The 13,603-nt window shown below is 65.4% G+C and carries 13 protein-coding genes; 2 read left to right on the top strand and 11 right to left on the bottom strand.

What is annotated here, in order from left to right; genetic code table 11:
- Position 1: 1 nt before the first annotated feature.
- The 11 genes from NLM15_RS05570 to cysG all read right to left on the bottom strand — a co-directional run bounded on the left by NLM15_RS05570 (position 2) and on the right by cysG (position 10,440).
- Positions 2 to 1,177 carry a patatin-like phospholipase family protein gene (locus tag NLM15_RS05570; RefSeq protein ID WP_254116038.1) on the bottom strand — a complete coding sequence of 392 codons (1,176 nt, stop codon included), beginning with the start codon at positions 1,175 to 1,177 and terminating at the stop codon, positions 2 to 4.
- 88 nt (positions 1,178 to 1,265) lie between these two features.
- Positions 1,266 to 1,769 (bottom strand): CAP domain-containing protein, encoded by a 504-nt coding sequence (locus tag NLM15_RS05565; protein WP_254116037.1) that lies wholly within the window; start codon positions 1,767 to 1,769, stop codon positions 1,266 to 1,268.
- Positions 1,770 to 1,859: 90 nt separating this feature from the next.
- Positions 1,860 to 2,897 carry a sulfate/molybdate ABC transporter ATP-binding protein gene (locus NLM15_RS05560; protein WP_254116036.1) on the bottom strand — a complete coding sequence of 346 codons (1,038 nt, stop codon included), beginning with the start codon at positions 2,895 to 2,897 and terminating at the stop codon, positions 1,860 to 1,862.
- Positions 2,887 to 3,798 carry a sulfate ABC transporter permease subunit CysW gene (gene cysW, locus NLM15_RS05555; protein WP_254116035.1) on the bottom strand — a complete coding sequence of 304 codons (912 nt, stop codon included), beginning with the start codon at positions 3,796 to 3,798 and terminating at the stop codon, positions 2,887 to 2,889. Before cysW ends, NLM15_RS05560 begins: the two co-directional genes overlap by 11 nt.
- 10 nt (positions 3,799 to 3,808) lie before the next feature.
- Positions 3,809 to 4,645 carry a sulfate ABC transporter permease subunit CysT gene (gene cysT, locus NLM15_RS05550; RefSeq protein ID WP_309143580.1) on the bottom strand — a complete coding sequence of 279 codons (837 nt, stop codon included), beginning with the start codon at positions 4,643 to 4,645 and terminating at the stop codon, positions 3,809 to 3,811.
- Between the two features lie 33 nt (positions 4,646 to 4,678).
- Complete coding sequence (locus tag NLM15_RS05545; protein WP_254116034.1) at positions 4,679 to 5,692, bottom strand: sulfate ABC transporter substrate-binding protein; 1,014 nt, start codon at positions 5,690 to 5,692, stop codon at positions 4,679 to 4,681.
- A 112-nt stretch (positions 5,693 to 5,804) separates the two neighbouring features.
- The gene (locus NLM15_RS05540; RefSeq protein ID WP_254116033.1) at positions 5,805 to 6,536 is read right to left on the bottom strand and encodes a phosphoadenylyl-sulfate reductase; all 732 of its coding nucleotides are present in this window, start codon (positions 6,534 to 6,536) and stop codon (positions 5,805 to 5,807) included.
- Positions 6,533 to 7,048, bottom strand: coding sequence for a DUF934 domain-containing protein (locus tag NLM15_RS05535; protein ID WP_254116032.1), 516 nt, complete (start codon positions 7,046 to 7,048; stop codon positions 6,533 to 6,535). Before NLM15_RS05535 ends, NLM15_RS05540 begins: the two co-directional genes overlap by 4 nt.
- Entirely contained in the window at positions 7,035 to 8,690 is a 1,656-nt protein-coding gene (locus NLM15_RS05530) for a nitrite/sulfite reductase (protein ID WP_254116031.1), read from the bottom strand. The genes NLM15_RS05535 and NLM15_RS05530 overlap by 14 nt, the downstream gene beginning before the upstream one ends.
- Before the next feature lie 11 nt (positions 8,691 to 8,701).
- Complete coding sequence (locus NLM15_RS05525; protein WP_148755248.1) at positions 8,702 to 9,019, bottom strand: DUF2849 domain-containing protein; 318 nt, start codon at positions 9,017 to 9,019, stop codon at positions 8,702 to 8,704.
- Entirely contained in the window at positions 9,016 to 10,440 is a 1,425-nt protein-coding gene (gene cysG, locus NLM15_RS05520; protein WP_254116030.1) for a siroheme synthase CysG, read from the bottom strand. The genes NLM15_RS05525 and cysG overlap by 4 nt, the downstream gene beginning before the upstream one ends.
- Positions 10,441 to 10,676: 236 nt before the next feature.
- On the opposite strand from cysG, the gene cysD reads away from it, so the two are divergent.
- Together cysD and cysC are read left to right on the top strand one after the other, a co-directional pair.
- A complete protein-coding gene (gene cysD, locus NLM15_RS05515; RefSeq protein ID WP_254116029.1) occupies positions 10,677 to 11,471 on the top strand; it encodes a sulfate adenylyltransferase subunit CysD in 795 nt (264 codons plus the stop codon).
- Positions 11,472 to 11,491: 20 nt separating this feature from the next.
- Positions 11,492 to 13,408 (top strand): adenylyl-sulfate kinase, encoded by a 1,917-nt coding sequence (cysC, locus tag NLM15_RS05510; RefSeq protein ID WP_254116028.1) that lies wholly within the window; start codon positions 11,492 to 11,494, stop codon positions 13,406 to 13,408.
- The last annotated feature ends 195 nt before the right edge of the window (positions 13,409 to 13,603 follow it).

The raw sequence follows: 13,603 nt of genomic DNA, 5'->3' as shown, positions 1-13,603 counted from the left end.
GTTATTCGCTCCTTTTTGGCGGGGGCGCGGTGACGTCCCCCGTGAGATCGTAGGTCACCATGGTCTCGCCGGACTGCGGCCGCTCGAGCCAGTCCTTGTGGCGCATCGACAGATGCACGTCGCGCACGCCGGCTTCCCAATGCTCGACCATGGCGACATGCGAGAAGTCGTAATCCTTGGACGAGGATTCGTAGTTCTTGCTGCGATAGATCAGGTGCACCACGGTGACGGTGCTTTCGCGCGACACCTTCGCGAGGAATTCGACGGACGGGTCGTTCTTCAGATAATCCGGCAATTTGCCGATCAGGTCGCGCACGGCGCGGCGGGCGTTGTGGATCTGCTTGTTCTTGTCGGTGTTCATCCGCGTGCGGCTGGAGAAGCGGATGTCCTTCTCGCGCTCGGTCGCCTCGAGCAGCGAATTCGGCAGGTCGCCGCGGGCGCTGAACAGGTCGACCTGGAAGATCAGCATGTCGCGATCGACCTCGGCATCGAGCACGTAGTCGAGCGGCGTGTTGGAGGCGATGCCGCCGTCCCAATAATGCTCGCCCTCGATCACGACCGACGGAAAGCCCGGCGGCAGCGCGCCGGAGGCCATGATGTGCTCGGGACCGATGGCCTTGCCGAGCTTCTTGAACTCGTAATTGTCGAAATATTTGAAGTTGCCGGATGTGACGCCGACGGCGCCGACCGACAGCCGTGTCTTCAGATCGTTGATGCGATCGAAATCGACCAGGCGCTCCAGCGTCTTCTTCAGCGGCGTGGTGTCGTAGTAGCTCTCGGCCTGCGGGCTGCCGGGCGGCCAGAGCGGCGCGGGCGGGAGGCGCGGGGTGAAGAAGCCGGGCACGCCGAAGGTCGCGATCAGCGCGGCGCTGGTGGAATTGAACAGCTCGCGGCTGTGATCGCTCTTGCCGATCGGCTTCCACGGCACCGGCGCCGACACCATCTCCCAGAATTCCTTGAGCCGCTTGACGCGGGTCTGTCCCTCGTTGCCGGCGATGATGGCGGCGTTGACCGCGCCGATCGAGATGCCGGCGACCCATTCCGGCTCGAAGTCGAAATGGCACAGCGACTGGTAGGCGCCGGCCTGATAGGAGCCGAGCGCGCCGCCGCCCTGGAGGACCAGGACGCGCTGCGCCTTCGCGGGGACTGTTGCGACTTCCGGGCTATGATCGGTCATGCGGGAACATTAACAAAAAATCGCAAACGGCGAGCCACCGTGGCGACACTCCGCCTCGGCGTCAATGCATCCCGGGATCAAGTCTGGCTTATCGGGGGTCGGTCGAGGCCAGGATCATGGTCCAGAACACCTTGTATTTGGTGCCCGGAGCATAGCCCGCCGCGATGCCCAATTTTGTGACACCGCTCTTGAGCATGTTGGCCCGGTGCGGAGGCGAGTCGCGCCAGCCGGAAAACGCTTCTGCCAGCGTATGATAGCCGGCCGAGACGTTCTCGACCGCCACCGTCGCCGGATAGCCGCCCGCGCTGAGGCGCTTGGCCAGCGGGGCGCGGACGTCATGGTCCATCTTGTTGGCCGCCGCCATGGCCTGGGACTGGGATTCGGCGAGGCGCATCAGATCGGGGTCGATCACGACGTTGCCGAGGGCGTTGTTCTGGCGATATTGCGAGATCATGATCGCCGCCGCCTGCGCATCGAGCTTGGCGCCCGGGACCGACATGTCGGCATACATGGACGGCTGCTGGACCGGCGCTTCGTTGCCGGCGCAGCCGGCGAGAAGCAAAGTGATGAGTATTGCGGCCGCAGCGCGCATGAATCGGAGTCCCCAAAGGAAGGGCCGTTGTTGCATACCAACCGTGGCTGAAAGGTGAATTTTGAGGAAAATTCGACCCGTCGAGGCAGCTCAGGCGCCCGCAAATATCCGATAGCGGCGCGGTTCGAGGCCGATCGTGTCGCCGGCGCGCAGTTCCCTGTCGCGAGGGGCGTCGATCTCGATGGTCTCGCCGCCGGAGAGTGCGACCTCGGCCCGCTGCACGGGGCCGAAATTCCGGACGTGCTGCACGGCGCCCTCGAAGGCGCCGCTGCCGGGCGGGCCGACCAGCATGTCATGTCGTCGCACGAACAGTTTTGACGCGCCAGGCGAAAGGCCGTCCGCCGCGAGCCGCAGCGGCCGGTCGCCGAGCCTGACAACGCCGCCTTCGACCTGGACCGGCAGCTCGATGGATTCGCCGATGAAGCCGTGGACGAAGGCGGTCGCCGGGCTCTCATAGACGTCGTCGGGCGAGCCGATCTGCTCGATCCTGCCCTTGTCCATCACCACGACGCGGTTGGCGACTTCGAGCGCCTCCTCCTGGTCGTGAGTGACGAAGATCGAGGTGACGTTGATCTCGTGATGCAGCGAGCGCAGCCATCTGCGCAATTCCTTGCGCACCTTGGCATCGAGCGCGCCGAAGGGCTCGTCGAGCAGCAGGATGCGCGGCTCGATCGCGAGCGCGCGGGCAAGCGCGATACGCTGGCGCTGGCCGCCGGAGAGCTGGCTCGGATAGCGGTCGGCGAGCCAGTCGAGCTGGACGAGATCGAGCAGCTCCTTGACGCGCGCACGGATAGTCGCTTCGTCCTTGCGGGCGGCGCGCGGCTGCACGCGCAGGCCGAAGGCGACGTTCTCGAACACCGTCATGTGGCGGAACAGTGCGTAGTGCTGGAACACGAAGCCGACGTTCCGTTCGCGCGCGCCCTGCGTCAGCGCGTCCTCGCCGTTGAAGGCCACGTCGCCGGAGTCGGGCCAGTCGAGGCCGGCGATGATCCGCAGCAGCGTGGTCTTGCCGGAGCCGGACGGTCCGAGCAGCGCCACCAGCTCGCCGTTGTCGACCTTGAGGTCGACGCCGTCGAGGGCTTTGAAGCTGCCGAATTTCTTGACGAGATTCCTGACTTCAATGGTCATTGACGTCTTGTCCTTCGTCGAGGTGACGTTCGAGAACGGTCTTTGCGATCAGCGTGATCAGCGCCAGCATCGCCAACAGCGAGGCGATCGCGAACGCAGCAACGAACTGGTACTCGTTGTAGAGAATCTCGACCAGCAGCGGCATGGTGTTGGTCTCGCCGCGGATATGGCCCGATACGACCGACACCGCGCCGAACTCGCCCATCGCGCGCGCGTTGCAGAGCAGCACGCCGTAGAGCACGCCCCATTTGATGTTGGGCAGCGTGACGCGGAAGAAAGTCTGCAGGCCCGAGGCGCCGAGCGAGATCGCGGCCTCCTCCTCCTGCGTGCCCTGCTCCTGCATCAGGGGAATCAGCGCGCGCGCCACGAAGGGGAAGGTCACGAAGGTGGTGGCGAGCGCGATGCCGGGCACCGCGAACAGGATCTGGATGTCGTGATCCCTGAGCCAGCTGCCGAAATAGCCCTGCGCGCCGAACAGCAGCACGAAGACGAGGCCCGAGATCACCGGGCTCACCGAGAACGGCAGGTCGATCAGCGTGATCAGGAAGGTCTTGCCCGAAAAATCGAACTTGGCGATGGCCCAGGCCGCGACGAGGCCGAATACGAGATTGAGGCCGACCGAGATCAATGCGACCAGCAGCGTCAGCCTGATCGCAGCCAGCGCCTCCGGCTCGGCGAGCGCGGAAAGATAGGCGAGGATCCCCTTCGAGAACGCCTGCGCGAACACGACGGCCAGCGGCAGCACGACGAAGACGGTGAGAAAGGTGACCGCCAGCGCGATGATGGTGATACGCACCGCGGGCGGCTCGGTGCGGAGGCTGTCGCGTGCCGCAGCGGCGTGCGCCCGCGCGCGCGCGTCGGGCGAAGCCAGCGAGACGGAATCTGCGATCTGCAGCGTCATGGGTCCGCCCTCAGCGCGCCGGTATCCGGCTCTGCGCCCAGCGCTGGAGCCGGTTGACGGCGAAGATGATGACGAAGGAGACGACGAGCATGACCACCGCAATGGCGGTCGCATCGGCGTAGCGGAATTCGGACAGCCTGATCACGATCAGCAGCGGCGCGATCTCGGAGACATTCGGCAGATTGCCGGCGATGAAGATCACCGAGCCGTATTCGCCGACCGCGCGGGCGAAGGCGAGCGCGAGCCCGGTGAGCAGCGCCGGTCCGAGCGAGGGCAGGATCACACGGATGATGGTCTGCCAGCGGCTGGCGCCAAGGCTGCCCGCGGCCTCCTCGAGCTCGGGGTCGAGATCCTGCAGCACCGGCTGCACGGTGCGGACCACGAAGGGGATACCGATGAAGATCATGGCGACGAAGATGCCCACCGGCGTGAACGCCACCTTGATGCCGAGCGCGGCAAGCGGCGCGCCCAGCCAGCCCTTCTCGGCGAACAGCGCGGTCAGTGCCACGCCGGCAACCGCCGTCGGCAGCGCGAAGGGCACGTCGACGATCGCATCGAAAATCCGCCGACCGGGGAAGCGGTAGCGCACCAGCGCCCAGACGATGATGCTGCCCATGACGAGATTGACGCAGGCCGCGGCAAAGGCGAGGCCGAACGAGACCCGCAGGGCGTTGAGGGTGCGGCGGCTGGAGAGGATGTTCCAGAACTGCTCGGGGCTGAGCTCGAACGATTTCAGGAACAGCCCGGCAAGCGGAATCAGGATGATGATGGACAACCAGGAAAGCGTCAGTCCCATCGTGAGACCGAAGCCCGGCAATGTCCGGCGTCGTGCTGCGAGTACGCTCACCAGGCCCCCTGCTAAAGCCAACCAGGCGCCCGATCAGTTCTTGTAGATCTGATCGAAGACGCCGCCGTCGGCAAAATGTTCCTTCTGCGCCTTGGTCCAACCGCCGAAAACGTCGTCGATCGTGAACAGCTCGACCTTTGCGAACGAGTTTTCGTACTTTTTAGCGATCTCGGCATCGCGCGGGCGATAGAAGTTGCGTGCGGCGATTTCCTGCCCGTCCTTGGTGTACCAGTACTGGAGGTAGGCATCGGCGGCATTGCGGGTGCCTTTCTTGTCGGCAACCTTGTCGACGATCGCGACCGGCGGCTCGGCGAGGATCGATTGCGGCGGCGCAACGATCGCGAACTTCTCCGGACCGAATTCCTTCAGCGCAAGATACGCCTCGTTCTCCCAGGCCAGCAGCACGTCGCCGACACCGCGCTCGACGAAGGTGACGGTGGCGCCGCGTGCACCGGTATCGAGCACCGGAACTTGCTGGAACAGCTTTCCGACGAACTCCTTGGCCTTGTCGGCGGAGCCGTATTTCTTCTGTGCGAAGCCCCAGGCCGCCAGATAATTCCAGCGCGCGCCACCCGAGGTCTTCGGGTTCGGGGTGATGACGGCGACGCCCGGCTTGAGCAGATCGTCCCAGTCCTTGATGCCCTTGGGATTGCCCTTGCGCACCAGGAACACGATGGTCGAGGTGTAAGGTGATGAATTTTGCGGCAGACGCTTCTGCCAGTCGGCCGCCGTGAGGCCCTTGTTCGCGATGGCGTCGATGTCATAGGCGAGCGCGAGCGTCACCACATCGGCCTGCAACCCGTCGATCACGCTGCGCGCCTGCGAACCGCTGCCGCCATGCGACTGCTTGATCTCGACGCTCTTGCCGGTTTCCTTCTGATAGGCGTTCGCGAACGACTTGTTGAACTCGACATAGAGTTCACGCGTCGGATCGTACGACACGTTCAGCAGATTGATGTCGGCGGCAAGAGCCGAGCCTGCCAACAAGCCTGTCACGAGCAGTCCTGCAGCGAGCGGAACGATACGGCGCATCATGTCCATCTCCATTCACTTCGATGACGTCGGTGTCAGCGAAGACATGCAGGCATAACTCGAATCGAAACGCGCTTAAGTCAACGGAACCGGATTTTCTTGTTCGCAGCGTGGCAGCGTGACTGTGCTACGAAGTCCTCATCGTGTGGATGCCGCATTCCGTCTTGGCCCGGCCGCGCCAGCGACCGGCACGCGCATCCTCGCCCTCAGTCGTTCTGCTCGTGCAAGGCATACACCCAACCGACAGGAAACCGGACTCCGCCAGCGGATGACGCGGCAATTTGGCGCGGACGAAAATCGCTTCGAGTTCCTCGCGCGAGACGTTGGCGAAGGGGTTGAATTTCAACCGCGCGCCGTCGTCCTCGACGACGGGAATATCGGCGCGTGCATTACCCTGGAAGCGCTTGCGGCCGTTGAGCCAGGCGTCGAACGGTTTCAGCGCACGCGCCAGCGGCTCGACCTTGCGGATGCGGCAGCAGGCGTCGGGATCGGAGAACCAGAGGTCGCGGTCGGGATCTTCACGCGACAGCGCCTCCTCGGCCGGCTTGATCGAACGGACGTCCGTCAAGCCGAGTTGCGCTATCAGCGTGTCGCGGTAGGCCAGCGTCTCCTCGAACAGCCAGCCGGTGTCGAGGAAGATCACGGGGATCGCCGGATCGACGTCCGCCATGACCTTCAGCAGCGTCGCCGATTCCGTGCCGAAGGACGACACCAGCGCAAGCTTCTCACGGCCAACCGCCTTCAGGGCCGCAGCAACGACCTCGGCGGGCGATGCATCGCGCAGTGCACGGTCGAGCTCTTCCGCCGACGGCAGCGCGGAGACAGAACGCGACGAGACCTGAGGCGCGATTGCGTTCACGTGCCGACACCCTCGGAGTGACGCAGCTGCATGCGCCGGTGCAGAGCCGTGATGCGGCCGTCACCGGTCGGCTGATAGAACACCGAATAGCGCTTTGCGGTCTGCATGAAGGCTTCCGCGTCGGCCTGCTTCTTGACCTCGAAGGAATCGAAGCCGGCGCGCAGCATGAACACGAACTGGTCGCGCAGGATCTGGCCGGTCGCACGCAACTCGCCGCGGTAATTGTAGCGCTCGCGCAGCAGCCGCGCCTGGCTGTAGGCACGCCCGTCGCGAAAGGTCGGGAACACCAGCGCGACGACTGCGATCTTGCCGAGATAGGGCACCAGTTCGCCGATGTCGCGGCTGTTCGGCCAGATCACCCCGACCTTGCCGGCGCGCGCGAGCAGCGCGTCCGCATCGCTCAGGAAACGCTCGGCCGGCACCAGGATGTCGCCGCCCTCGGGCAGCGGCGTGTCGACGGCCAGCTTGACGAAGCCGTCGTCGGCGATCTTTCCGCCGTTAACGAGTGGCATAAACGCGCTCCTTGAAGGGTTCGACGCCGAGGCGCTTCACCGTGTCCATGAACAGCTCTTCCGGCCGCTCGCGCAGCGCCAGATAGGCTTCCACGATGTCCTCGACGACGTCGGCGACCTCGTCGAACTTGACGCCGGGACCGATCAGGGTCCCGAGTGCGGCGCCCTCGTCGGCGCGGCCACCGATGGTGATCTGATAGACCTCCTCGCCGTTCTTCTCGACGCCGAGGATGCCGATATGGCCGACATGGTGGTGGCCGCAGGCATTGATGCAGCCGGAGATGTTGATGTGGAGACGGCCGATCAGGTTGGCGAGCTCGTGGTTGGCGAAGCGCCGCGTGAGCTCCTGCGCAATCGGGATCGAGCGCGCGTTCGCCAGCGAGCAATAGTCGAGCCCGGGGCAGGCGATGATGTCGGTGATCAGATTGACGTTCGGCGTCGCGAGCCCGAGCTTGTCGAGCGCCTTCCACAGCGCCGGCAGGTCGCGCTTGGCAACATGCGGCAGCGCGAGGTTCTGCTCGTGGCCGACGCGGATCTCGCCGAAGGAATAACGGTCGGCGAGATCGGCGAGCGCATCCATCTGCTCGGCCGTAGCGTCGCCCGGAGGCGCGCCGATCGGCTTCAGCGAGATGGTGACGATGGAATAGCCCTGCACCTTGTGCGGCGACACCGAGTTCTTGCGCCACGCCTCGAAATCGGGATCGGCCGCGGCCTGGCGCAGCTCGTCCGGATTGTGCGGCAGCTTCTCGTACGCAGGATAGGTGAAGCGCGAGCGGATGTCCTCGATCACCTCGTCGTCGATCTGGAGCGAGGAGTTGCGGATGTGCTGCCACTCCTCCTCGACCTCGCGCGAGAACTTCTCGATGCCGAGCTCGTGCACCAGGATCTTGATGCGCGCCTTGTAGATGTTGTCGCGGCGGCCGTACTGGTTGTAGACCCGGAGGATCGCCTCGATATAGCTGAGGATGTCGCGGCCGTGGACGAAGTGCTTGATGGTCTTGCCGATGAACGGCGTGCGGCCGAGGCCGCCGCCGACCAGAACCTCGAAGCCGGTCTCGCCCTTCTCGTTCTTGATCAGCTTCAAGCCGATGTCGTGGATCTTGATCGCGGCGCGGTCATGGTCCGACGCGGTGATCGCGATCTTGAACTTGCGCGGCAGGAACGAGAATTCCGGATGCAACGTGGTGTGCTGGCGGATCAGCTCCGACCAGATGCGGGGATCCTCGATCTCGCCGGGCGCGACGCCGGCCCACTGGTCCGAGGTGACGTTGCGCATGTTGTTGCCGGATGTCTGCATCGCATGGATGCCGACTTCGGCGAGATCGGCCAGCGCATCCGGCAGCTCGGCGAGCTTGATCCAGTTGAACTGGATGTTCTGCCGCGTGGTGAAATGGCCGTAGCCGCGGTCATATTTGCGCGCAACATGGGCGAGCGCCCGCAACTGGTTCGACGCCAGCGTTCCATAGGGGATCGCGACGCGGAACATGTAGGCGTGCAGTTGCAGATAGACGCCGTTCTGAAGCCGCAGGATCTTGAACTCGTCCTCGGTGAGCTCGCCGGAGAGGCGGCGCTTCACCTGGTCGCGGAACTCCGAGACGCGCTCGTTGACGAGCGTGCGGTCGATTTCGTCGTAAGCATACATAAGAAAGCGCCTTAAACCTGGGCCGGCTGTCCGATGGTGACACCGGTACGGCGGATCTGTTCGCGCAGATTGCCGGGTTCGATCTTGCCGTCCGCGCCGACCTGCACCGGGGCGATATAGGGACCGATCGCGCCGACGTCATCGGCCACGGACTCCGCAAGCAACGCTTTCGCCTCGTCGGAGTTGCGCACGATCGCGGCTTCCGACAGGTCCGCGGACCAGCTCTTGGCGGCGGTGCGGTAAACCACGATGCCGTCCCAGGTGCGGTTCGCGGTCACGACCGAGGGGCCGGCGATCTTGATCTTCTTCTGTTCGAGCGGGGAGGTCATTCGGCTGCATCCAATAAGTCAGAGATGATTTGGTTTGGGGTTTGGCGGCGAAGCGAGCCGGCATGCCGGACCACGTCGCCAATGATGAGGATGGCGGGACCACCATGGGTCCGCCGCACGAGTTCGGACAGATCGCGCAGCGTGCCGATCGCGCCTTGCGCATCGGGGCGCGTGACGCGGGCGAACACGCCGACCGGCGTCTCCGGCGAACGTCCGGCAGCGAAGAGGCCGGCGCGAATGGCGGGCGCGGCGGTCATGCCCATGTAGACCACGACGGTCATTTTGGTGTCGGTCAGCGTCGACCAGTCCACGGCTTCCGCGTCGCGCGCCTTGTGCGCGGTGAGGAAGGTGATGCGGGTTGCTTCATGACGGTAGGTGAGCGGCACTTCGAAATCGGCGGCGCCGCCGAGTCCTGCGGTGATACCGGGAATGATCGAATAGGCGACACCGGCGGCGCGCAGCGCCTCGACCTCTTCGCCGCCGCGGCCGAACACGAAGGGATCGCCGCCCTTCAGCCGCACCACGCGCTGACCTGACTGCGCGGCCTCGATCATGCGCTTGTTGATGGCGTCCTGGCCGATGCCGGGCTTGCCGACGCGGCGGCCGACCGGAACGCGCGTGGTGTCGCGGCGGATGCGGTCGAGAATTTCGCCCGAGACCAGCTCGTCGTGGAAGACGATGTCGGCATCCTGCAACGCGCGCAGCGCCTTGATGGTGAGCAGGTCAGGATCGCCGGGACCGGCGCCGACCAGCGCGACCGAGCCTTCCGGCTTGTCGGCACGCGCGAATTCGGACGGATCAGCAATCGCCTTGAGCGCGGCATCCGCCTCGCCTTTGCGACCCGCGAGAACGGAGGCACCGATCGGACCGTCGATGACACGTTCCCAGAAGCGGCGGCGCAGCGGAAACTCGGCGATGCGCTCGTTGATGGATTTGCGGACGCCGCCGATGAACTCGGCGAGCTCGCCGATGCGCGCCGGCAGCAGCGCCTCGATCTTCTCGCGCACGCGACGCGCCACCACCGGCGAGGTGCCGCCGGTGCCGACCGCCACCACGACATCGCCGCGATCGACGATCGCCGGGAAGATGAAGCTGGAATGCTCGAGATCATCCATGACGTTGACGGGCAGGCCAAGCGCCTTGGCGCGGACCGACATCGCAACGCCGACATCGCCCGCGCCGGCGCAGACGATGGCGATGACGCCCGAGAGGTCGGCGGTGAGCGGATCAGTCGTCGCGATTTCAATGCGCGCCTGGTCCTCGGAGCCGAGACCCAGGTCATGATTGCCGTCGATCGCATGCACGCGAATGCGCGCGCCGGCAGCAGTGAGCACACGCAATTTGGCGCGCAAAAGCTCACCCGCGCCGATGAGAACCACCGGACCGGCCTTGAGATCGAGAAACACCGGCAAGAACCGCATGCGATACTCGCTTCCCCCACATCCGGGGTTGACTGGAATTATTTTCTATATATGTGTCGTTTCGAGCGCGCAAAGAGAAAATTTTTTCTTCTCTTCTGCACCGCAACTATAGAAAATTCGCCTCCAAACGCAAAGTGGCAGAGATGCATCTTCTCAGGACCGATTCCGGTGCAGATGGACGGGACTCCCGGACTCCCGTTTCCGAGCAAATTTCCGTCGGGCTGACCGCCCCCAGCATGGACCATCTCGACCAGCTCGAGGCGCAGAGCATCTACATCTTCCGCGAGGCTTTTGGCCGTTTGAAGAAGATCGCCCTGCTGTGGTCGCTCGGCAAGGACTCCAACGTCATGATCTGGCTGGCGCGCAAGGCGTTCTTCGGCCGCCTGCCGTTCCCCGCCCTCCACGTCGACACCGGCAAGAAGTTTCCGGAGATGTATCGCTTCCGCGATCATTACGGGAAGGAGTGGGATCTCGATCTGCGCGTCGAGCCCTGCCCGCCCATCGACGCCGTCGACCCAACGCTGCCGCCGGCCGCCCGTTCCGCCGCGCGCAAGACCGAGGGCCTCAAGATGGCGCTCGCCAAATACGGCTTTGACGGCCTGATCGCCGGCATCCGCCGCGACGAGGAAGCAACGCGCGCCAAGGAGCGCGTGTTCTCGCCGCGCGGTCTCGAAGGCAATTGGGACGTCCGCGACCAGCCGCCGGAGTTCTGGGACCATTTCAACGCCTCGCCGCCGCAAGGCGCGCATTTGCGCATCCACCCGATCCTGCATTGGACCGAGGCCGACATCTGGGCCTACACCAAGCGCGAGAACATCCCGATCATCCCGCTGTACCTCTCGCAGAACGGCAAGCGCTATCGTTCGCTCGGTGATCAGGACATCACCAATCCGGTTGCTTCGACCGCGTCGAACATCGACGAGATCCTGGCCGAGCTCGAGCAGACCAAGGTGCCGGAGCGTGCGGGACGCGCGCTCGACCACGAGACCGAGGACGCCTTCGAGCGCCTGCGCGTCGCCGGCTATCTCTGATCCAAGGACGCGAGCGCCCTATGAACATGATCGTCACTCCCGCTTCGCCTGCCACGCCGAACGGCACGACGCGACCGCAGGTCCGCATCGTCATCGTCGGCCATGTCGACCACGGCAAGTCGACGCTGGTCGGCCGCCTCCTGCACGAGACCGGCAGCCTGCCCGACGGCAAGCTCGAAATGCTCAAGGCCGTCAGCGCCCGGCGCGGCATGCCGTTCGAATGGTCGTTCCTGCTCGATGCGCTCCAGACCGAGCGCGACCAGGGCATCACCATCGACACCACGCAGATCCGTTTCCGCACCAATTCGCGCGACATCGTGCTGATCGACGCGCCCGGCCATGCCGAATTCCTGCGCAACATGATCACGGGTGCCTCGCAGGCCGACGGCGCGGTGCTGATCATCGACGCGCTCGAAGGCGTGCGTGACCAGACCCGTCGGCACGGCTATCTGCTGCATCTGCTCGGCGTGAAGCAGGTCGCGATCGTCGTGAACAAGATGGACCGCGTCGACTTCTCCGCCGATCGCTTCAAGGAAATCAGCGACGAGATCTCGGCCCATTTGCAGGGCCTCGGCGTGACGCCGACCGCGGTGATCCCGATCTCCGCGCGCGACGGCGACGGCGTCGCCGAACGCACCGACCGCATCTCCTGGTACAAGGGCCCGACCGTCGTCGAGGCGCTCGACGCCCTCGAGCCCGCACGGGCGCTGGAAGCGCTGGCGCTGCGGCTGCCGGTGCAGGCGATCTATAAGTTCGACGACCGCCGCATCGTCGCCGGCCGCATCGAATCCGGCAGCCTCATTGCCGGCGACGAGATCGTGATCATGCCCGCCGGCAAGATCGCCAGGATCAAGACGGTCGAGAGCTGGCCGGTGACGCCGGTCGCGGGACGGCAGGGCGCGGGCCGCTCGGTCGGCATCACGCTCGACCGCGAATTGTTCATCGAGCGCGGCGACATTGTCGCGCATGCCGGCTCCGCGCCGCGCGAGACGCGCCGCCTGCGCGCGCGCATCTTCTGGCTGCACGACAAGCCGCTCGCCAAGGGCGACCAGCTCCTGGTCCGCTGCGGCCCGAAGGAAAGCCGCGCCACCGTGGTCGCCATCGAGAAGGCGGTCGATCCCGGCGAGCTGTCGAGCACCGAGAACAAGGCGATCGGCCGCAACCATGTCGGCGAGATCGACATCTCGCTGTCCAATCCGATCGCGACCGATCCCTATACCGAGAATCCGCACACCGGCCGTCTCGTGATCGAAGTCTCGGGGCGCATCGCCGGCGGTGGTCTCGTGCTGTCGGTTGATGCCGGCCAGCGCGCCGTGCCCGTGGACATCGTGCCGGTGGAATCCGCGCTGCGGCCCGACGAGCGCTCCGCGCGCTACCGCCACAACGGCGCCGTGGTCTGGCTCACCGGCCTGCCTGCATCAGGCAAGTCGACGCTGGCGAAGGCGCTGGAGCGGCGCCTGTTCACCAATGGCGGCTCGCCGATCCTGCTCGACGGCGACACGCTGCGCGCCGGGCTCAACAGCGATCTCGGCTTCTCCGCCGCCGATCGCAGCGAGAACATCCGCCGCCTCGCCGAAGTCGCGACGCATCTCGCCCGCAACGGCCATATCGCGATCGTCGCCGCGGTCTCGCCGGCGCGCGAGGACCGCGCCACCGCGCGCCGCATCGCCGACACCGCGTTCCGCGAGATTCATGTCGCGACGCCGGCCGGCGTGTGCGAGGAGCGCGACCCCAAGGGCCACTACAAGAAGGCCCGCGCCGGCGCACTTGCCTCGTTCACAGGCATCGGCAACGACTATGAGACGCCTGAGGCGGCCGAGCTCGTGATCGACACCTCGGCTCGTACGGTTGCGGATGCGGCGGACGAGATCGAGCGCATGCTGAAGACGACCGGCGTGCTGTTCGACGAGCTCGTGGACCTCGCCGCGAATATTTGAGCGCGCGCTTTCTCTGCTCGCTCCGCTGCGTTCCCTCCCCCCTTGCGGGGGAGGGTTAGGGAGAGGGGTCCGCACGGGGACTCTCTCCGTCAACGAGCGCACTCCGCTCCGTCGATTTCAGACACACCTTTTCCTGGACTACCCCTCGCCCCCGCCCTCCCCCGCAAGGGGGGAGGGCGCTCAGTTGTGCGCGTG

It is taken from the genome of Bradyrhizobium sp. CCGB20 (genome assembly GCF_024199855.1).
Classification (GTDB): Bacteria; Pseudomonadota; Alphaproteobacteria; order Rhizobiales; family Xanthobacteraceae; genus Bradyrhizobium.
Note: the sequence above shows the minus strand (reverse complement) of the source record. Positions and strands in the feature narration are given on the sequence as shown.